This window comes from Acidobacteriota bacterium, assembly GCA_026393755.1.
Lineage (GTDB): Bacteria > Acidobacteriota > Vicinamibacteria > Vicinamibacterales > JAKQTR01 > JBAXOX01.
On the sequence record JAPKZO010000039.1, the window covers coordinates 34,280 to 52,548 of the forward strand.

The 18,269-nt window shown below is 66.9% G+C and carries 17 protein-coding genes; 11 read left to right on the plus strand and 6 right to left on the minus strand.

The window, feature by feature from the left end; genetic code table 11:
• Positions 1–105: 105 nt before the first annotated feature.
• The gene (locus NTV05_16505) at positions 106–2,325 is read right to left on the minus strand and encodes a winged helix-turn-helix domain-containing protein (protein MCX6545998.1); all 2,220 of its coding nucleotides are present in this window, start codon (positions 2,323–2,325) and stop codon (positions 106–108) included.
• A 149-nt stretch (positions 2,326–2,474) separates the two neighbouring features.
• On the opposite strand from NTV05_16505, the gene NTV05_16510 reads away from it, so the two are divergent.
• The 3 genes from NTV05_16510 (at position 2,475) to NTV05_16520 (ending at position 4,414) form a co-directional block, all read left to right on the plus strand.
• Positions 2,475–2,711 carry an addiction module protein gene (locus NTV05_16510; protein MCX6545999.1) on the plus strand — a complete coding sequence of 79 codons (237 nt, stop codon included), beginning with the start codon at positions 2,475–2,477 and terminating at the stop codon, positions 2,709–2,711.
• Positions 2,708–3,010, plus strand: coding sequence for a type II toxin-antitoxin system RelE/ParE family toxin (locus tag NTV05_16515; protein ID MCX6546000.1), 303 nt, complete (start codon positions 2,708–2,710; stop codon positions 3,008–3,010). Before NTV05_16510 ends, NTV05_16515 begins: the two co-directional genes overlap by 4 nt.
• Before the next feature lie 108 nt (positions 3,011–3,118).
• Entirely contained in the window at positions 3,119–4,414 is a 1,296-nt protein-coding gene (locus NTV05_16520) for an aminotransferase class V-fold PLP-dependent enzyme (protein MCX6546001.1), read from the plus strand.
• Positions 4,415–4,458: 44 nt separating this feature from the next.
• On the opposite strand, the gene nadB is transcribed toward NTV05_16520, so the two are convergent.
• Genes nadB through nadA form a run of 3 tightly spaced genes read right to left on the minus strand, consistent with a single transcriptional unit; the run spans position 4,459 to position 7,854 of the window.
• Positions 4,459–6,015, minus strand: a complete 1,557-nt coding sequence (gene nadB, locus NTV05_16525) for an L-aspartate oxidase (protein ID MCX6546002.1) — start codon at positions 6,013–6,015, stop codon at positions 4,459–4,461.
• Between the two features lie 4 nt (positions 6,016–6,019).
• Complete coding sequence (gene nadC / locus NTV05_16530) at positions 6,020–6,922, minus strand: carboxylating nicotinate-nucleotide diphosphorylase (protein MCX6546003.1); 903 nt, start codon at positions 6,920–6,922, stop codon at positions 6,020–6,022.
• Positions 6,919–7,854, minus strand: coding sequence for a quinolinate synthase NadA (gene nadA, locus NTV05_16535; GenBank protein MCX6546004.1), 936 nt, complete (start codon positions 7,852–7,854; stop codon positions 6,919–6,921). The genes nadC and nadA overlap by 4 nt, the downstream gene beginning before the upstream one ends.
• A gap of 136 nt (positions 7,855–7,990) precedes the next feature.
• Here nadA and NTV05_16540 point away from each other — a divergent pair, with 136 nt between their 5' ends.
• The 7 genes from NTV05_16540 (at position 7,991) to NTV05_16570 (ending at position 13,807) form a co-directional block, all read left to right on the plus strand.
• Positions 7,991–8,389, plus strand: a complete 399-nt coding sequence (locus NTV05_16540; protein MCX6546005.1) for a GntR family transcriptional regulator — start codon at positions 7,991–7,993, stop codon at positions 8,387–8,389.
• Position 8,390: 1 nt separating this feature from the next.
• Positions 8,391–9,521 (plus strand): DUF5808 domain-containing protein, encoded by a 1,131-nt coding sequence (locus NTV05_16545; GenBank protein MCX6546006.1) that lies wholly within the window; start codon positions 8,391–8,393, stop codon positions 9,519–9,521.
• Between the two features lie 12 nt (positions 9,522–9,533).
• On the plus strand, positions 9,534–10,973 hold the full coding sequence (locus tag NTV05_16550) for an alpha/beta fold hydrolase (protein MCX6546007.1): 1,440 nt from the start codon (positions 9,534–9,536) through the stop codon (positions 10,971–10,973).
• A 31-nt stretch (positions 10,974–11,004) separates the two neighbouring features.
• Positions 11,005–11,457, plus strand: coding sequence for a CoA-binding protein (locus tag NTV05_16555; GenBank protein MCX6546008.1), 453 nt, complete (start codon positions 11,005–11,007; stop codon positions 11,455–11,457).
• Between the two features lie 102 nt (positions 11,458–11,559).
• Positions 11,560–12,240 carry an O-methyltransferase gene (locus tag NTV05_16560; protein ID MCX6546009.1) on the plus strand — a complete coding sequence of 227 codons (681 nt, stop codon included), beginning with the start codon at positions 11,560–11,562 and terminating at the stop codon, positions 12,238–12,240.
• On the plus strand, positions 12,237–12,446 hold the full coding sequence (locus tag NTV05_16565) for a hypothetical protein (protein ID MCX6546010.1): 210 nt from the start codon (positions 12,237–12,239) through the stop codon (positions 12,444–12,446). The genes NTV05_16560 and NTV05_16565 overlap by 4 nt, the downstream gene beginning before the upstream one ends.
• Positions 12,443–13,807, plus strand: coding sequence for an amidase (locus NTV05_16570; GenBank protein ID MCX6546011.1), 1,365 nt, complete (start codon positions 12,443–12,445; stop codon positions 13,805–13,807). Before NTV05_16565 ends, NTV05_16570 begins: the two co-directional genes overlap by 4 nt.
• 29 nt (positions 13,808–13,836) lie before the next feature.
• Here NTV05_16570 and NTV05_16575 read toward each other — a convergent pair whose 3' ends face one another.
• Positions 13,837–15,810 carry an O-antigen ligase family protein gene (locus NTV05_16575; GenBank protein ID MCX6546012.1) on the minus strand — a complete coding sequence of 658 codons (1,974 nt, stop codon included), beginning with the start codon at positions 15,808–15,810 and terminating at the stop codon, positions 13,837–13,839.
• Between the two features lie 206 nt (positions 15,811–16,016).
• On the opposite strand from NTV05_16575, the gene NTV05_16580 reads away from it, so the two are divergent.
• Positions 16,017–16,991: a methyltransferase domain-containing protein gene (locus tag NTV05_16580; GenBank protein MCX6546013.1), complete on the plus strand. Its 975-nt coding sequence runs from the start codon at positions 16,017–16,019 to the stop codon at positions 16,989–16,991.
• Here the strand turns inward: NTV05_16580 and NTV05_16585 are convergent.
• Positions 16,977–18,248 carry a glycosyltransferase family 4 protein gene (locus NTV05_16585; GenBank protein MCX6546014.1) on the minus strand — a complete coding sequence of 424 codons (1,272 nt, stop codon included), beginning with the start codon at positions 18,246–18,248 and terminating at the stop codon, positions 16,977–16,979. The genes NTV05_16580 and NTV05_16585 overlap by 15 nt on opposite strands.
• Positions 18,249–18,269: the final 21 nt, after the last annotated feature.

An 18,269-nucleotide genomic window follows, 5' to 3' on the forward strand; every position in this document is an offset into this window, starting at 1 on the left:
GTCGTGCCTCCTGACTCGGAAGCCTATCTCGCACACACGGTGCGCGCGTCAGAGGCGAGTCAAGATCCAGGTCAAGATTGGTCTCAGTCCCGGGGGCGAATCGGCTCATCCGTCGAACCGGTAGCCGAGGCCCCGCACGCCGACGACGATTCTCGGCGTGGCGGGATCGGGCTCGATCTTCGACCGCAGGTTGTTGACGTGCGTGTAGATGACGCGGTCGGTCAGGAACACGTCGGCACCCCACACGCGCTGCAGGAGTTGGTCGATCGTGACCACCTTGCCGCGGCTCTGGTAGAGCGTCCTGAGAATCTTGAACTCCGTCGCGGTCAGCCGAATCGGCTGACCCGCGTTCGCCACGTCGATTGTCCCGCCGTGCGCGGAGACGATGTGCTGGACGAGGCTCAGGCCGAGGCCGGTGCCCCGTGCGGGACCGTCAAGCGCGCGGCCGCGGAAGAAGCGATCGAAGACGTACGGCCGGTCGCTGACCGGAATGCCAACGCCCTTGTCTCTCACAGAAACACACAGCCCGGCCCCGTTCTGACTTGCGTCGATCCAGACCGTGTCGCAGTCTGGCGAGTACTTGACGGCGTTGTCGAGCAGATTGTGGATCGCCCTGGCGAGGGCCGACCGATCTCCACGGATGAACGCGAGTGCGTCCGGGATCGCCGATTCCAGCCGCTTGTCCTGCCCGAGCGTCGCTTGGAACTCCGCGACCGTCTGCCGCAGCCACGCCGTCGTCTCGATGTTCTCGAATTGGTATTGCTGCCGCCCCTCTTCCATCCTCGCGAAGTCCAGCACGTCCTCCACGAGCCGGCTCAGGCGCTCAGCCGCGGCGACGACCTGGGCGTAGTAGTGGTGCTTCCGATCCTCCGTCGCGACCCGGTCGTGCAGCAGCATCTCCCCGTAATGACGGATGCCGGTGAGCGGAGTACGGAATTCGTGCGACACGGCCGAAACGAACTGCGACTTGAGCCGCGCGACCGCGAGCTCGCGCGAGACCGTGCGGAGCGTGAGCGTGGTGCCCACCACGAGCGAAGCCGCCATCACGAGCAGCATCGCCACATACAGCCACTGCCGCCGTTGAAACCCCGAGAGCAGAACGTCCGGGTGCCGCAGTCGGACGTCGATCTTCCAAGTGAGACCGGCGTGGTGGACGAGGCGCGCGGTGGCAAGCCGCGCATCCGGCGGGGGTGGAGCCCCGTCCTCGATGGACGCGAACAACCGTGTCCCATTGGAGTCAGCGAGCGTGATTGTCACCTCGGCGAGGAGTTGGGCGAACACCGCCGGCCACACATGCTGGGAGAGGGTGGATGATGAGAGCACGATCGCGCGCAAATGGCCGGAGGACACACTTGTGAAGACCAGGAACACCCGGTCGTCAACCTGAAGCATGCGCGTGGACGCGGGCGCTCCGCCCGCACGGGGTTCCGAGACGATGGCTTCCACTGCGCGCGAGAGTGAGCGTTTCTCCTCTTCGCGGGCGGCGAGTTTCTCGACCTCCGCGCTTCTGGCGGCGCTGCCGCTGAAAAGGCCGCGCACTTGTCCCGAGTAGGCCCAGTACCAGGTGCGGTCGAGTCGCCAGCGCCCATCGACGAGATCGCGATAGATCGGCAAGGCGCACGCGTCGCGTTGCTGGGCAGGCGCAACCACGCACAGCGCGCAGGTCGCCAGCAGGCCGGCCGGCACCCCGTTCACGCTTGTGCCCGCCAGGCGTTCGAGGTCTCGGTACGCGGAGGCTGCGAGGTCTTCGCGCCCCGAGTTTCGGTACGTGCGCGCGAGTCTGACAAGCACGTCGGCGCGCGCTGCGGGATCGGCGGTGGCCGCGAGCGCGCGATACGCGGCGGCCGCACGCACCAGGTCGCGCTGTTCCAGTTCGATGCGCTCGGCAGCCGCAAGCGCGGGCACGACCGGGAGCGGGGCGAGTGGCCTCGCGTCGGAAGCCGCGACCTCGTACAACAATCGGCGATCAGGCCAGACGCGAGTGCCACTCGGTCCGCTCATGACACACACCGAGAGGTCGGACCTCTCGAGAGCCGCGCGGATCAACGGCCTGAACATGAGGGGGTCTGGACTCGACTGGAGCGGGAACGCGGCCAGCGCCGACGTCCATCCCCGCAGTTCGGTTTCAAGCGACGCCACGGCGCGGTCCGCGAGCACGTCTCGCCGTTCGCGGACCTGCTGGTCGGCCAGGCTGCGGTCCTGCCGCAGGGTAATGATACCGAGGGCCGACAGGACGAAGCCGGGCAGGATGACGGCCAAGGCGAACAGCACGAATGTGCGCCACGACATGGGCGACGTGCGGTCGAGTCGGCGTGAGGCGCGCATCGGGACGTTAGCCTTATAGCACAGCCTCAGGGGGCAGAAGCCCGCGCTTGACTCAATCTTGACCGGAACCCATGACGTATCGACGCGACCTCCGACCACCGGCGCATGCGCTTGTAGGGCGGCCTGCCCGGGCGTAGAATTGGCTCATCATGACGCAGGCAACCGCCGCAGTGCTAGCCGACGCGCTGCGCCTCGACGAACACGCGCGAGCCGAACTCGCCGCGCAACTCATCGCGAGCCTCGACGGCCCTCCCGACGCCCGCGCAGACGTCGAGTGGGCCGAGGAGATCGAACGTCGTGTCGCGTCCATCGAAGCCGGCACGGCAGTGCTCGAGCCCTGGGACGAGGTTAAGCGTCGCATCGAGCGGGACATCCTCGGCCCGTGAGCCTGCCGATCCGGACCAGTTCGCCCGCTGCACGAGAGTTGGCCGAGGCTGTCAGCTGGTACGAATCACGGCACCGCGGCCTCGGTGTTGAACTGCTCGAAGAAGTCGCCAAGACCATCCAGCGACTGGATGCCGCGCCAGAGAGTGGAGAGTCCATGTCCTCGGACCAGAAGACGCGCCGTCTTCTGGTGTCCCGCTTCCCCTATCAAGTCATCTACCGACTTCGGTCGCACGATACCGTCATCGTCGCGCTGGCCCACGCGAAGCGCCGCCCGGGATACTGGAAGAGCCGCCTGTAGTCTCGGAGGGTCATTGGGCCGCGACCGCGACCACTTCTTGGCGCCCGACGGCGTCGCGTGAGAGAATCGGCCCATCTTCGCCACCCCGGCAGTCTCATGAGGACTCCTATGCCAAACTCTCTCGCACGACGCGACTTCCTCACCCGCCTCGCCGCCACGGGTTTCGCGGCGGGCTTCGTCCCGTCACTCGGCGCCGCCTCGGGGACGATCTCGGACGAGCCCTTCGTCCTTCAGGCCGGGGACGACGACGCCGCGGTGTTTGCCGCAGCCCGGGCGCGATTCCTCTTTCCGACGAGCGTCACGTACTGCAACACCGGCACGCTCGGGGCCATCCCCCGCGACGTGATGGACGTCGTCGTCAAGGGCCTCGAGCGGCTCGAAACGGAGCTGCCAGACTGGCCGTACTTCCAGGCCGACGGCGAACCGCTGACCGGCTACCAGTTGTTGACGGAATTCCGGGCGGAGGCGGGAGCCTTCATCAACGCGCCGGCCGACGAGATCGCGTTCACGCTGAACGCGACAATGGGTATGAGTTTTATGGCGAACGGGGTCGACCTGGCGGCCGCCGACGAAGTGGTCTCGACGGACCAGGAACATACCGGGGGCATCGGCGGCTTTCGACTGAGGGCCAAGCGGCACGGCGTGGTGGTGAAGGAGCTGCCGCTGGCCGGCGCGCTCGACAAGGGCCCCGACGGCGTCGTCGCGATGTTCGCGAACGCGATCACCCCGCGTACCAAGGTGATGATGTTCAGCCACATCACGTCCGGGCGCGGGATCGTGATGCCGGCCAAGGCGCTGTGCGCACTCGCGCGCGAGCGGGGCGTGCTGTCGGTAGTGGACGGCGCGCAGGCGGTAGGACAGATTCGCGTGGATGTGAAGGAGCTCGGCTGCGACGCCTACGCCGCAAGCCCGCACAAGTGGCTGCTCGGACCCAAGGGGACGGGCCTGCTCTACATCCGGCGCGACGTGCAGCCCCGGATCTGGAACACGCTGGCGAGCGGCGGGTTCGACGACGACACCACCGGCGCGTTTCGCTTCATGCACTACGGCACGGGAAGCCCCGCCGTGGTGTGGGGCCTGCGCGCCGCGCTCCAGCTCATCAACAAGCTCGGGATCGATCGTGTGGCGCGCTGGGATGCGATGCTGACCAAGCGGCTCCGCGACGGATTCGCGACGATGCCGCACGTGCACCTGGTGTCGCCGGCCGACGCGCGATTTGCGGCCGGCATCACGACATTCGGGGTCAACGGCCATACCGGGCGCGAGTTGCAGGATGCGCTGTGGGCGAAGAAGATTCGCGTGCGCTCGCAAGGCGATCCGGGGGTGCGTCTCTCCGCGCACCTGTACGTCAGCCCGGCCGACATCGACCGCGTGCTCGACGTCGTCTCGGCGATGCGCGGCTAGAGGCGCAGGAACCGCAGCATGCATCGGGCATGCATCCCGGGGCGTCAGTCCACGCGGTAGTGGCACCCTCGGCTTTCGCGGGCCTCGGTCGCGGCCAACAGCACGACGAGCGCAGCCTGAATGCTGTTTCTCAGCCCAATCAGCCCGTCGTTCAGCTCGGAACGCGCGTAGAACCGGCCGACCTCGAGGTGCAGCTCGCGCAGAATCTGCTGCGCCCGGTCGAGCCGCTTGCGTGTCCTCACCAGCCCCACGTAATTCCACATCGTCTGTCGGATGGTGAGCCAATCCTGCGCGACCAGCGCCGGATCGACCGCTTCGGTCTCGTACTGCCACGGCGCAATCTCGGGCAGGTAGTAATCGCCGCCGGACGCGACGGCGCGGGCGACATCCTCGCCGGCGCGCGTGCCCCACACGAGACATTCGAGCAGTGACGTGCTGGCCAGCCGGTTCGCGCCATGCAGGCCCGTGCACGACACTTCGCCCACTGCGCGCAGACGGTGCATGCTCGATCGGCCCCACTCATCCACCGCGATGCCGCCGCAGCTATAGTGGGCCGCGGGCACGACCGGGATGGGCTGGGTCGTGATGTCGATGCCGACCTCGCTGCACTTGGCGGAGATGCCTGGAAACCGTGAACGAATCCAGTCGGCAGGCTTGTGCGAAATGTCGAGATACGCGCAGCGCGCCCCGGTCTCGTGCATCATCTGGTGAATCCCGCGCGCCACGATGTCGCGTGGAGCGAGCGACCCATCGGGATGGTACGCGACCATGAACTCGCGCCCCGCCGCGTCAATGAGCCGCGCTCCCTCTCCCCGCAACGACTCCGAAATCAGGAAGCGCTCGCTGCCGTGGTAGAGCGTCGTCGGGTGGAACTGGACGAACTGCATGTTGATGCAGCGCGCCCCGGCACGGTACGCCATCGCCACGCCGTCACCGCACGCGCCTGCCGGGTTGGTGGTGTGCAGGAAGATGCGCCCGAGACCGCCGGTGGCGAGAATCGTCTCTTTCGCCATCAGCAGCTCAACGTGCTGCGCGGCGTGATCGAACACATATGCGCCGACGCACGTGGGAGGCGCGTACACGTCCAGCGGGTTGCGCGAATGATGCGAGAGCGTCAGCAGGTCGATCGCTGTTCGACCCGTGAGCAGGGTGACGTTCGGCTCGCGCCCGACAGCAGCCATCATCGACTCTTCGATGGACCGGCCGGTCATGTCCTCGGTGTGGATGATGCGGGCCACCGAGTGCGCCGCTTCGGCGGTCAGGTCGAGCTGCCCGTCGGTCGCGCGGTCGAAGGGCACGCCGACATCGTCAATCAGCAACTGCTTGACCAGGCGCGGGCCCTCGCGGCTCAGCAACTCGACGGCCGCGGGATCGCACAAGCCGGCTCCAGCCGCGGTGATGTCGGATGCGAGTTGCTCCGGCGAATCTATCGCGCCGCGGTAGATGATGCCGCCCTGCGCGTGCCAGGTGTTGCTCTCCTCGGCGCGGTCGGCCTTGTTGAGCATGACGACGCGCGCGCCGCCGCGGGCGGCCATCAGCGCGGCCGCGCAGCCGGCGAGCCCGCTGCCGATTACGAGAACGTCTGTTTCGCGCCTGTCCATATGCCTACGGTAGTGCGGGACGCGACTCCACGTCGAGCGCGAGATCCACCGATGGGGCCGAGTGGGTCAGTGTGCCGACCGAGATCGTATCGACGTCGGCTTCGGCATACGCGCGGATGTTCTGAAGCGTGATGCCGCCGGACGCCTCGATCCAGCAGCCTCTGCCCCGTGGATGCGCGCGAATCGTGGCCACGCAGGCGGCGACCCGCTCCGGCGTCATGTTGTCGAGCAGGACGGCGTCCACGCCGCATTCGAGCGCAAGGGCAAGTTGATCGGGCGTGTCGATCTCGACCTGGATTGGCATGACGGCTTGCGCTGAGCCCCTGGCCGCTCGTATCGCCTGCTCGACGCCGCCGGCCGCGGCGATGTGGTTGTCCTTGATGAGCACGGCGTCGAACAGACCCAGGCGGTGATTGCGTCCGCCGCCCGTCCGCACTGCGTACTTCTCGAACACGCGCAGGCCGGGCGTCGTCTTTCGCGTATCCGAGACTGAGGCCGACGTGCCGGCAATCGCATTCACGTAGCGGCGCGTGATCGTGGCGATGCCTGAGAGACGCTGGAGCAGGTTCAACGCCAGCCGCTCACCCGTCAGGATCGGCGCCACCCGCCCTTCGAGCAGCACGACCTGTGTGCCAGCGGCCACCTGCCCGCCATCGTCCACTGTCGGTTTGAAACTGAGCGTCGCATCCAGTTCGCAGAAGACTGCGCGGGCAAGATCAAGGCCGGCGATCACGCACGCCTGGCGCGCCATGATCCAGCCGCGGCCGGTCGCATGGGACGGCACAACGCGCTCAGTGGTGACGTCTCCCGTCCCGACGTCCTCCGCGAGGAAGCGCCGGATCTCGTGGCGAACCACTACCGGGTCCAGGGTGATGATGCCGCTCCGCCGCAAGGGGTCAAGGGTCATGGCGCGCTCAGGTCAAGCATGCGTTGGAGCGGCGCCAGAGCCCTGACGCGCAGATCCTCCGGCATCGTGATCTCGGGTGCGCCGTCGCGTATGCACCGGTACACCTTCTCGAGCGTGTTCAGCCGCATGTACGGACACTCATTGCAGGCGCAGCCGCTGTCGGTCGGGGCAGGAATGAACGTCTTACCGGGGCACGCCTTCTTCATCTGGTGGATGATGCCCGCCTCGGTGACGACGATGAAGCTCCGGGCCGGGCTCTTCTTCGCGTACTCGAGGATCGACGTGGTCGAGCCGATGTGATCGGCCAGCGCGAGCACGCGTTCTTCGCACTCCGGGTGCGCGAGCACGAGCGCGTCGGGATGCTCGATCTTGAGCCGGACGATGGCGCGCTCCGAAAAGATGACGTGCACGGAGCAGGCTCCCGGCCACAACAGCATGTCGCGGCCGGTCTTCCTGATCAGATAGCGGCCCAGTTGCTGGTCGGGCGCGAAGATGATCGGTCTTCCCGCGGGCACGTGGGCGATCATGCGCTCCGCGTTGCTGGACGTGCAGATCACATCGCTCAGCGCCTTCACGCCGGCACTGCAGTTGATGTAGCTGATGACGTAGTGATCCGGGTGCGCCCGGACAAAGCGCTCGAACTCCGGTGCCGGACAACTGTCGGCAAGAGAGCAGCCAGCGGCCAGATCCGGCAGCACGACGAGCTTGCCAGGATTGACGATCTTGGCTGTCTCCGCCATGAAGTGAACGCCACAGAACACGATGACGTCCTCGCTCGCACGGGCGGCGGCCTGGGCCAGGGCGAGGCTGTCGCCGACCACATCGGCGATGTCCTGGATGTCGGGCTCCTGGTAAAAGTGCGCCAGCACGATCGCGCGGCGTTCGCGCTTGAGGCGCGCGATCTCGGCGAACAGGTCCAGCGTCGGGTCCACACAAGCATTCTATCAGCGGTCGGCGCGGCGAGGCTTTCACCGCCTGGTTCGTGTTTCTCGCCGCGGTCTCGCGGGTCGGATTCGACATTGACGTCTGTACGCTGATTGGTATACAGTTTGGATCATGGACCGGCCCATGGTCATCCAGATTGATCGGAGCCTCGACGAGCCTGCCTACGAGCAGGCGGCCCGCCAGATTCGAGACGCGATTGCCACCGGCGCGTTCAAGCCGCACGACCTGCTCCCTGGCGTCCGCGGCCTGGCCTCCGATCTCGGGGTCAATCTGAACACCGTTGCCCGCGCGTATCGCCTGCTCGAGGACCAGGGGTTCGTCCAGATCCGCGATCGCTCGGGCGTGGAGGTGGCGGAACCGGCGCGGCGCGCACCCGCGGAAGCCAGCGCGGCGTTTCGGGACGAACTCTGGCAGGTGTTGTTGCGCATGCGTCAGGCGGGCATGCCGCCGGCGGGCATCCGGCGGGAGATCGACCGGCAACTGGACAAGCTGTTCACGCCAGCGGGAGAAAGCGAGCGCTGAGATGGAAGCCCTGACGGTCTGGATCGTGCTTGTCGTCGAAACCATCGCGGCGGGCGGTTTCATGCTGCTCATTCCGAAGATCACGCGTCGCGGTCTGCTGTTCGGCGTCTATGTCGGAGAGGCCCGATCGACCAGCGACCAGGCACGAGCCATCACGCAGGGATGGTACGTGGTAATGGTGGCCGCGCTGGCGGCCTCGGTGGTGCTCGGGGTCGGCCTGGCCCTCAGGCACCCGCACTCGCCGAAGGGTGCGTTCGTGCCGCTCTTCGTTCTGCTCGGAACAACCGTCGCCAGTTACCTGTGGGCGCACATCCGGTCGCGCGCGCTGGCCGCGCCTGGCGCACCCGTGTCGGCGGCGGCGTTCGTCATCGATCAGCCCCAGTCGCTGACGATTCCGCTGATCGCCACGGCGGTCGCGCTGGTCGGCGGCGCGATGGCGGTCGGGTACGCCTGGTGGCACTTCGCCGACATGCCAGCGAGCATCCCGACGCACTTCGGCGCGAGCGGCCGGCCCGATGCCTGGTCGCCGCGCTCGTTCCGGTCGGTAATGGTGCTGCCGATCCTCACGCTGGTCGTCTGCCCGACGCTCGGCCTGATGGCCTGTCTGACCGCGCGCGCCAAACGAGCCATCCGCCAATCCGATCACGGCGTGTCGTTCGACGCGCAGATCCGGTTCCGGCGCGCAATGACGCTGTTTCTGAGCGGCACGGTCGTGCTGGTCACGCTGATGCTGACGATGATGTCCATCGGTGCGGTCCGCGTCGCGCTCGGCCTCGCCGAACGCCTGTCGGTGGTCGGGATGGGAATGACCGCCGCGCTCGTGATCTACGCGCTCGGAGGCGCCTTGTATCTGATGCTGCATTTCGGTCAGGGCGGCGCGCGGCTCGAACGATCGGCGTCGGGTGCGCCGCTGACCAACGGCCTCGCCGACAACACCCATTGGGTACTGGGAATGTTCTACGTCAATCGCGACGATCCGTCGATCTTCGTCGAGAAGCGCTTCGGCATGGGTTACACGATCAATCTGGGCAACCCGGCAGCCGTCGCGTGTATCGCCGCCTTCTTCATCATCCTCGGCGCTGTTCTGGGCATCTCGCTGTCGATGCCACAAAGCCACGCCCCAGTCAGGTAGCGAGAGGTCCTTATGCGCCGTGTAGTTTCGCGTGTCGCGCTCATCACGTTGATGTCGAGTCTCGTGTTCGCTGGTCTGGCCGTGGCCCAGCCGGGTGTGGCCGGGCGGTGGGAAGGCAGCATCAGCATCATGGGCTCACAACTCGGCGTCAGCGTGGTGCTGGCCGCCGATGGCAACACCTACAAGGCCACCATCGACATCCCGCAACAGGGCGCCAAGGCCTTGCCGCTGACCAATGTGCAAGTGGACGCGGCGAAGGTCCATTTTGAATTGCCGGCTGGTCCGGGTTTGGCGGTCTTCGACGGCGAACTCAAGAATGACGTGATGTCGGGGACGTTCGAACAAGCCGGCATGAAAGGGACGTTCGAGCTCAAGCGTCCAGCCGCGGGTGCGACACCTGCCGTACCGGCTGCGCCAGTGCCCCCTCCTCCCTACAAGGAGGAAGAGGTGACGATCAAGTCGGGCTCGGTGACGCTGGCCGGCACCCTGACGCTTCCCGTCGCCAGCAAGCCCGCTCCCGCCGTCGTTCTGATTACCGGCAGCGGCGCCCAGAACCGGGACGAGGAGATCTTCGGCTTCAAGATCTTCCGGGGCATCGCCGACCACCTGACCAGGCACGGAATTGCGGTGCTCCGGATGGACGATCGTGGCGTGGGCGGATCGTCGGGCAGCACGAGTCAATCGACGACGGCGGATTTCGCCGAAGATGCGCTGGCCGGCGTGAGACTGCTACAGGGGCGCCCCGAGATCGACAAGACGCGCGTCGGCCTGATGGGACATAGCGAAGGCGGCCTCGTGGCGCCGATGCTGGCGGCCCGGGTCCCGGAGATTGCGTTCGTCATCATGATGTCTGGCCCGGGACTGACGGGCGAACAGATCATGCTCGCGCAGTCTGAAACCGTCGGGCGCGCGGCGGGACGCACCGAAGAGCAGGCGCGCCGCAACCAGGACATCCAGCGCAAGATGTTCACGGCGGTCCGCAGCGGGACGGGCTGGGACGAGGTGGAGGCGATGATGCGCGGCGAGATGAAGGCCGCGATCGACGCGATGCCCGACGCTCAGCGGAAGGCGATCGGCGATCCCGAGAAGTTCATGGCGGCACAGGTCAAGGGCCAGCTCGACGCGGTCCGCACGCCGTGGTTCAAGTTCTTCCTCGACTTCGATCCGGTGACGGCGCTCGAAAAGGTGCGATGTCCTGTGCTCGTGCTGTTTGGTGGACACGACGTGCAGGTGCCGGCGGGTCCCAACCGCGCCGCCATCGAGAAGGCATTCGCACGCGGCGGCCTCAAGAACTACCGCATCGAGGTGTTTCCGCGCGCCAATCATCTCTACCAGGACTCGGAGACCGGGGGCGTCGCTGAATACGCGAAACTCAAGAAGGAGTTCGTGCCGGGATTCCTCGATCTGATCAGCACGTGGATCGGTGAGCAGACAAAGACGGGCGGAAAGTAGCCACGCCGACCCCCGATTGGAGGCCACGCTCATGATGTCGCGGAAAATTGTAGACGAGTTTCTTTCGCAGAAGACACTCGCCCTGGTTGGCGTGTCGCGCAACGGCGAGGGATTCGGCAACATGGTTCGCAAGGAACTGGCCGGCAAGGGCTACTCCGTCCTGCTGGTGCATCCCGAGGCGGACCTCATCGCGGGCGCGCCGTGCGTGCGAAGCCTGAAAGACCTGGCCACGCGCGTTGGCGGGGTCATTCTGGTGACGCCGCCCGCTTCGACCTCGACGCTCGTGCGCGAAGCCGCGGAGGCGGGCATCCGGCGGATCTGGATTCAGCAGGGAGCCGAATCGCCCGAGGCGATCCAGTTCTGCGAGCAACAGGGGTTGGCGGCGGTCCATGGGGAGTGCATCCTCATGTTTGCCGAGCCCACGAAGTGGTTCCATCGAATCCACCGGGGCATCAACAAGGTCGTTGGCAAACTGCCTCACTGAGGCGTCTCGAAGTGCCCGTCGATCGGTATCATGAGGCGCGGCACGCAGACGTGTGACGATCGCCCGACGTCCAGGTGCGCTCAGGGTTTAGAATCACAGGACATGCGCGAGATGGTGGATGGCGCTGTCGGCGCCTACATTGAAAGTCTGTCTCTTGCCGAAGACGCGTTGCTGACGGAGGTGCGTCGCCGAGCGAAGGCAGACGGCGTGCCGGCACTGGACAGGCTCACGGCGCGGTTCCTGCACGTGATGGCGAGCGCGATGCGAGTTCGGCGAGTACTCGAAATCGGCACGGGCTACGGGTACTCGGGGATCCACCTCGCTCGGGCCATGCCCGATGAGGGACTGCTCTTCACGTTCGAGTTGAACCCGGAACGAGCGGCCATGGCGCGCCAGCACTTCGCGCAGGCCGGGCTCACTGATCGTGTCAACGTGCTGGTCGGTGACGCGGCGCGGCTGCTCCACAAAGTGGCGGGCCCATTCGATCTCGTTCTTCAGGATGGCGACAAGCTCAGATATCAGCCGATGCTCGATCGAATCGTCGCGCTGCTGCGGCCCGGTGGCGTGCTGATCACCGACAATGTGCTGTGGAGCGGCGATGTCGTCCCTGGGTTTTCACAAGGGACGCCTCACCACGATCCGGCCACGATCGACGCGGTCGCCGGATACAATCGTCGGCTGGCGGCCGATCCGAGGCTGATCACGACGGTGCTCCCGATCGGCGATGGAGTCGGGCTCTCGTTCAAGCGCGACGGCGCGACAGGCGAACAGGCACTCATATGACCCTTGACGACTGGCTTGATAGCGCGTGTGCCGATGCGGATCGGCGGGAACTGCCGGAGCTGAAGCCGCTGCTGGCCAACCTGGCTCAGGCGACACGGTTTCTGCGTGCGGCCGACTGGAACGATCTGGCCGGGGCCGTCCGTCAGCCGGCCGACGCCGGATTGCCAGTAAACGGCGCGCGCGGACCGCAGGGAGCGCGAGGATGAGCGCCAAGCCGCCGCACTTTCGATCGATCACCGAACTGGCGCCGCTGCTGGCCGCGCGCGCAATCACGTCGGAGGCACTGACCGAGTCCTGCCTGGCGGAGATTGCGGGCAAGAGCGAGCCGCTCCACGCCTTCATCACCGTGACCGGCGACGAGGCGCTCGATCAGGCGCGGGCGCTCGACCGCGAACTGTCTGCCGGCCGGTGTCGGGGGCCGCTGCACGGCATCCCCATCTCGCTCAAGGACCTGATCGACGTCGGCGGCGTGCCCACCACGGCGGCATCGCAGGTTCGGCAGGGTCACGTCGCGTCGAAGGACGCTCCGGTCACCGCACGGTTGCGCGAGGCTGGCGCGGTGTTTGTCGGCAAGACCAACCTGCACGAGTTTGCCTTTGGCACCACCAGTGAGGATTCGGCGTACGGCGCGGTGCGCAACCCGCACGACCCGGCGCGTTCGCCCGGCGGGTCGAGCGGCGGATCGGCAGTGTCGATTGTGACGGGCATGTCGGTCGCGTCGATCGGCACCGACACTGGAGGCTCGATTCGTATTCCTTCGGCTGCGTGCGGCACGGTGGGCCTGAAGCCGACGTGGGGCGAAGTGCCGTGTGATGGCGTCGTGCCGCTCAGCGAATCGCTCGATCACGTCGGGCCGCTCGCCAGATGCGTGGCCGATGCCTGGCTGCTCTATCTGATCCTGCGGGGAGACCGGTCAGCTGCGCTGTGGCCGTTGCCCGCCAGGTCAGACGTCAGGGGTCTCCGCCTGGGCGTCCCGCGCCCTTACTTTCTCGACCTGGTCGACGACCAGGTTCGGCAGCGATTCGCCGAGAGCCTGGCGTGGCTGCGGCAGGCCGGGGCCGAGACGGTCGACGTGGTCATCCCGCACGCGGCAGAGATCGGGACGATCTACCTTCACACGTCGCTGCCCGAGGCGTCGGCGTATCATGCCCGCGCAATCGAGGAGCACCCTGAGCTCTACACGCCGAATGTCCGCCTTCGGATCGAGATGGGACGGTACCTGCTGGCCGAGGATTACGTGCGCGCGCAACGTGGCCGGCGCGTGCTGCGGGCAGAGGTGGATACGGCTCTGGCCGGCTGCGATGCGCTGGCGATGCCGACGCTGCCGATCACCGCACCGCTTATCGGCGCGAACTCGGTCGACATCGCGGGCAAGCCGGAGCCTGTTCGCAACATGATGCTGCGCGCCACGCAGCTGTTCAATCTCACGGGGCATCCGGCGATCTCGCTGCCGATGGCCCAGACGGCGGCGGGCCTTCCGTGCGGCATGCAACTGGTGGGACGCCGCCACGCCACCGAGGCGCTCCTGGGTCTGGCGTCGGCCTGTGAGGCCCACATGGCGTTCTAGCCGCGCGCCGCCCCGGTTCGCTGACGCCGCTACTTGGCGCGGACGTTTCGGAGACGCACCCGGGGGTCGTTCGAATCACGCGCCGGCGATCCGGACGGATAATCGCCGCTGGATCGCCTCACGATCAGATCGATCCTCCTGAAGGCGCGGGTCGATTTCGTGACGGGCAGGATCAGCCTCATGTCCAGCCAGAGGCCGTCACGCAGCACGACGCGATTGGCCAGGCGCCCGTCCACCATCAACTCCAGATCCGCTCCATCCTCACCGGCCGCCGGGCTGGCCGAGAGGTACAGACTTTGTGCGTCGGCGGGCACGAACATCGTCGCACGTGGCCCGATCCATTCAAACCGGGCGTTCGACACCGGGTCGACGCTGCCCTCCGCAAAGCCATACCGCGTGCGGGACAGGTCCACCTGGTCGCTGGCCAGACGCGCGCGAAACGGCACCGACACGAAGATGAGCAGCGCGATGAGCGCTGCGGCACGCGATCTCCAGCGGCCGGAAGCCGGACGGCCGTCCTGGATCGACAGCGGCTGCTCGGTACTCGCGGAACGGCCCGAAAGAGCATCAGCCCGCGCGACGGCGAGGCCGAGCGCGATCCAGAAGCTGCAGGCAAACGCGCCAATGAGCAGCGGGTGTCCCGTCAGAAACGTCAAGAGCGTGGCGACAAGACCCAGTAGCAGGGCTCGGAGGAGTGGATCGGCATCGGCCGACAGCGCCTGGCGGGCGCGGCGCCAGCTTGAGGCGAGCACCCACAGGAACAGACCCAGGCCCGTCACGCCCAGCTCGACGCCGATCTGGGCAAAGTTGTTATGGGCATTCTCGGCGGCGTAGAGCGTCCTGAGCCCTTCTGGCATCCACACTCTCGAAAGGTTCCAGTACTCGGCGATCCCCACGCCGAACAGCGGCGCCGACTTGAGCATGTCCCAGCTGAGTTGCAGGAACAGCCATCGATTCTCCAGGGTGGCCACGATCGACGACTCGGGCCCTGGGCGCCCCACGATGATCGCGTAGACGAGGGCGACGAGGGCAACCGCCACCAGCGCGAGCCGCGCCCTGGCCTGGCGTCCGGCTCCGACCGCCATCACCGCAGCGAGTGTCAGCAGGATTGAGAACTGGGCGGACCGTGATCCGGTCAGCCACAGGGCCGCGATGACCGCGCCGGCGGCGAGCCACCACACCGGCCGCCATCTTCCGACCATGATTCCGAGCACCCAGAGCAGCGGGAGCGCCAGCACGAACTGCGAACCGGCGGCATTGAAGTCGGACGTGTGCACGCTCAACCGGAGCGACGTGAGCGCATAGAGCAGGAACGCAACCGGATCGGCCTCCCGCACCAGGGCCGTTCCCAGGCGGACCAACGACAGGACACCCGCGGCGGCAATCCCGATGGCGAGCATGCGAGCCACGGCAGACTGCAGGTCGGGGCGCCGCCTGGTCACCTGGAGCACGGCCGCCATGACCAGAACGCCTTCGAGCAGGAGCGCCGCAGGGTCCCAGTTCTGCGTTTCGAAGTGCGTCAAACGGAAATAGTCGTGCGCGAGGAGACCGGTGATCAACCGGATGAACTGCCAGGGGGGCGCGGTTGCGCTCTGCACGGCGACTGACACCACGACGAGCGAGGCGGAGACGGCCAGCGCAAACAGCGCGAGGGGCGCCGACAGGCTGTCGTCGCGATCGAGGATTGACTGGCGCCTCACGACGCTGTGCACCAGCCAGCCGACCAGAAACGCCAGGAGGAGCGGCTCCGCCGTTCGCCCTTGCGGGGCGCCGACCATCAAGGCGATGGGCCCGCCCAGCGTCGCGAGCGCCGCGATCGCGAGCAATCCCTGCGCCGGGCGCAGCGCCGACAACAGCGTCAGGCCTGCGTAGGCAGCCCTGGCCGCGACAGGAAAGCGATCGAACCAGAAGAACGACTGCCATAAGATCGCGACGACCGGCAACGCCAGCAGGCTGGCCCATGGCCATCGCCGCGCGCGGAGGATTTCGAGTGCGCCTCTCATGCGGCGGCGCGCGCGTTCTGGTTCAGCAGGAGATTGGCAGTCATTGAATCAGCCGTCTGATCACCGTCTCAAAATTGTAATCTCGGTTGCGCCGGCCCCGGCAGATTACATTCTTGTTTTTCGCCCTGGGGCCTTCAAGCCAGGACTCCGGGCCCATTGCCCTTCCCCTGTGGTAACGTGAGCGTGCTTCGCGCCGGAGACTGCCCGTGATTCCAGCCGATTCGTTCGACGCCTACTACTACCAGCACTGCTGCGGGCAGCCGTATGTCCGCAATGACGTGTGGCTGGGTTCGTTTGGCCGCATCGCCGATCGGATTGTGGCCGACATCGCGCCTGCGCGCGTGCTCGACGCGGGGTGCGCCCTGGGGTTTCTGGTCGAGACGCTCCGCGACCGGGGGGTTGACGCCTGGGGCGTCGACATCTCTCCGTTCGCGATAGAGCAGGTCTACGATCCGATCAAGCCTTACTGCCGGGTCGGTTCGGTGACCGGCGATCTGGGTGGTCCCTGGGATCTCGTCGTGTCGATCGAAGTCGCCGAGCACATGCCGATCCGCGATGCCGAGGCGGCGATCGCAAACATGTGCGCTCAGACTACCGACATCCTGTTCTCGTCTTCGCCGGTCGACCACCGCGAACCGACGCACGTCAACGTCCACCCGCCTGAATACTGGGCGGAACAGTTTGCGCGGCACGGTTTCTATCGCGACGTCGATTACGACGCGACATACATCGTGCCGTGGGCGGCCCGGTTCCGGAGGCGGCAGGAGACGGTGCCTCGCCTGGTGCTCGACTACGAGCGCCGCTACTGGGCGTTGCTGTCGGCGGCGACCGATGCCCGGAACTACTCGGCCGACATCCAGAACGCGCTGGCGGCGACGGAAGCCGAGCGGGACGCCTTGCTGGCCGAGCGGAGCGCGTTGCGGGTCGAGCGGGACGCCTTGCTGGCCGAGCGGGACGCCTTGCTGGCCGAGCGGGGCGGGTTGAAGACGGCGTACGACTCAATGACCGTACAGCGCGAGGCCCTGCGGAGGGAACGTGATGACCTGCGCGACAGCCACGACCGGGTGGCCACCAGACTGAATCAGGCTCTTGACGCGATTGGCCACATGAAACGGAGCCGCTTCTGGCGGTTGCGCGAGGCCCTGGTCCGGCTGAGGCGCCTGTTCTCAGTTCGCCGGTAGTCTGGACGCCACGTCGCGCGTGGCGTCCGCATTCAGCACCCCCGTGTAGATCTCGCGGAAGCGCTCGGCGACGCGTCTCCACGTGTACCGGGCCAGGGTCTTGGTGCGGCCAGCTTCCCCCATGTTCCGCGCCCGCTCTGCAGAGCGCACGAGATCCAGAATGGCGCGCGCGAGGGCCTGATCGTCCTGGTAGTCGACGAGCAGCCCGTCCACGTCCTCTGAGATAACCGAGGGCACCGCGCCCGATCTCGCGCCAATCACCGGCTTGCCCGCCGCCCAGGCCTCGAGATACGAGATCCCGAACGATTCGTACCCCGACGGATACGCCAGCAGATCAATCGCCCCGAACAGCCACGGCTTCTTGGCGGTTGGGAAATCCACGAGGAGACGCGACTGGCGCTGGAAGTCCGCCGGCCACGCGTGCATGATCCGCTCGACGTGCGGCGTATACAGCGTCCGGTGACCGGCCACGAGCAGATTGAGATGGGGCTCCGCCTGCCACACCTGAGGCATGGCGCGGAGCAGCGTATCCAGCCCTTTGTGGCCGCCAAGCTGCCCGATGAAGCCGACCAGCGGCCGTTTGTCGAAGCCCATGCGCCACTTGGCTTCCTCGCTGGTCACGCCGTCGTACGTCTCGGCATCGATACCAACACCGGCGACGTGCACCCGTTCGGGCGCCGCGCCTCTCGCGATTACGTAGTCGGCCTCGAACTGTGTGAGCGCGACGTACGCGTCGGCTTCGCGAATCGCTTTGTAGATCATCGACCGCTGGAAGCCCCAGTCGTCATCGGGATGCAGACAGCCGGTGAGCACGCACGGGCGGCCCGTCACGTGGGCTCCGGCGAGCGCGTCGAACATGTGCAGCAACGGAAACGATGCGGCGGCTACCACGTCGCACGGCCACTCCGTGATGGCCTGGCGGAGCCCAGGCACGATGGGACCGCCCGCCAGCGCCCGAAGGCGTTGGTTGAACGGCAGTCTGAGTCTGTACGCGAGCGCTTGAGGACCGCGCAGCGCCCGGCTCACGCCGCGGCGGACGGGGAACCGCCGCACGCGCACGCCGCCGATGTCCTCCCATCCGGTCGTCAGGTGAGGCAGCCGCGGCGAGAAGAAGGCCTCCCCATTCAGACAGTCGGTCGTGAAGACGGCGACCTGGTCGCCGTATCGCCGGGCCAACTCCTCCGACACCCGCTGAATCAACAGTTCGGTGCCGCCAATCGCGGGGGCATAGCCTTGCGTGACGTGGAGGATTCGCATGTCCGGCAATGGAGCCCATGA

Bases quoted from the DNA above. Each gene is read 5' to 3' on its own strand.
- NTV05_16505 (MCX6545998.1), bottom strand. From the start codon at position 2,325: ATGCGCGCCTCACGCCGACTCGACCGCACGTCGCCCATGTCGTGGCGC.
- NTV05_16510 (MCX6545999.1), top strand. From the start codon at position 2,475: ATGACGCAGGCAACCGCCGCAGTGCTAGCCGACGCGCTGCGCCTCGAC.
- NTV05_16520 (MCX6546001.1), top strand. From the start codon at position 3,119: ATGCCAAACTCTCTCGCACGACGCGACTTCCTCACCCGCCTCGCCGCC.
- nadB (MCX6546002.1), bottom strand. From the start codon at position 6,015: ATGGACAGGCGCGAAACAGACGTTCTCGTAATCGGCAGCGGGCTCGCC.
- nadC (MCX6546003.1), bottom strand. From the start codon at position 6,922: ATGACCCTTGACCCCTTGCGGCGGAGCGGCATCATCACCCTGGACCCG.
- NTV05_16540 (MCX6546005.1), top strand. From the start codon at position 7,991: ATGGTCATCCAGATTGATCGGAGCCTCGACGAGCCTGCCTACGAGCAG.
- NTV05_16545 (MCX6546006.1), top strand. From the start codon at position 8,391: ATGGAAGCCCTGACGGTCTGGATCGTGCTTGTCGTCGAAACCATCGCG.
- NTV05_16550 (MCX6546007.1), top strand. From the start codon at position 9,534: ATGCGCCGTGTAGTTTCGCGTGTCGCGCTCATCACGTTGATGTCGAGT.
- NTV05_16555 (MCX6546008.1), top strand. From the start codon at position 11,005: ATGATGTCGCGGAAAATTGTAGACGAGTTTCTTTCGCAGAAGACACTC.
- NTV05_16560 (MCX6546009.1), top strand. From the start codon at position 11,560: ATGCGCGAGATGGTGGATGGCGCTGTCGGCGCCTACATTGAAAGTCTG.
- NTV05_16565 (MCX6546010.1), top strand. From the start codon at position 12,237: ATGACCCTTGACGACTGGCTTGATAGCGCGTGTGCCGATGCGGATCGG.
- NTV05_16570 (MCX6546011.1), top strand. From the start codon at position 12,443: ATGAGCGCCAAGCCGCCGCACTTTCGATCGATCACCGAACTGGCGCCG.
- NTV05_16575 (MCX6546012.1), bottom strand. From the start codon at position 15,810: ATGAGAGGCGCACTCGAAATCCTCCGCGCGCGGCGATGGCCATGGGCC.
- NTV05_16585 (MCX6546014.1), bottom strand. From the start codon at position 18,248: ATGCGAATCCTCCACGTCACGCAAGGCTATGCCCCCGCGATTGGCGGC.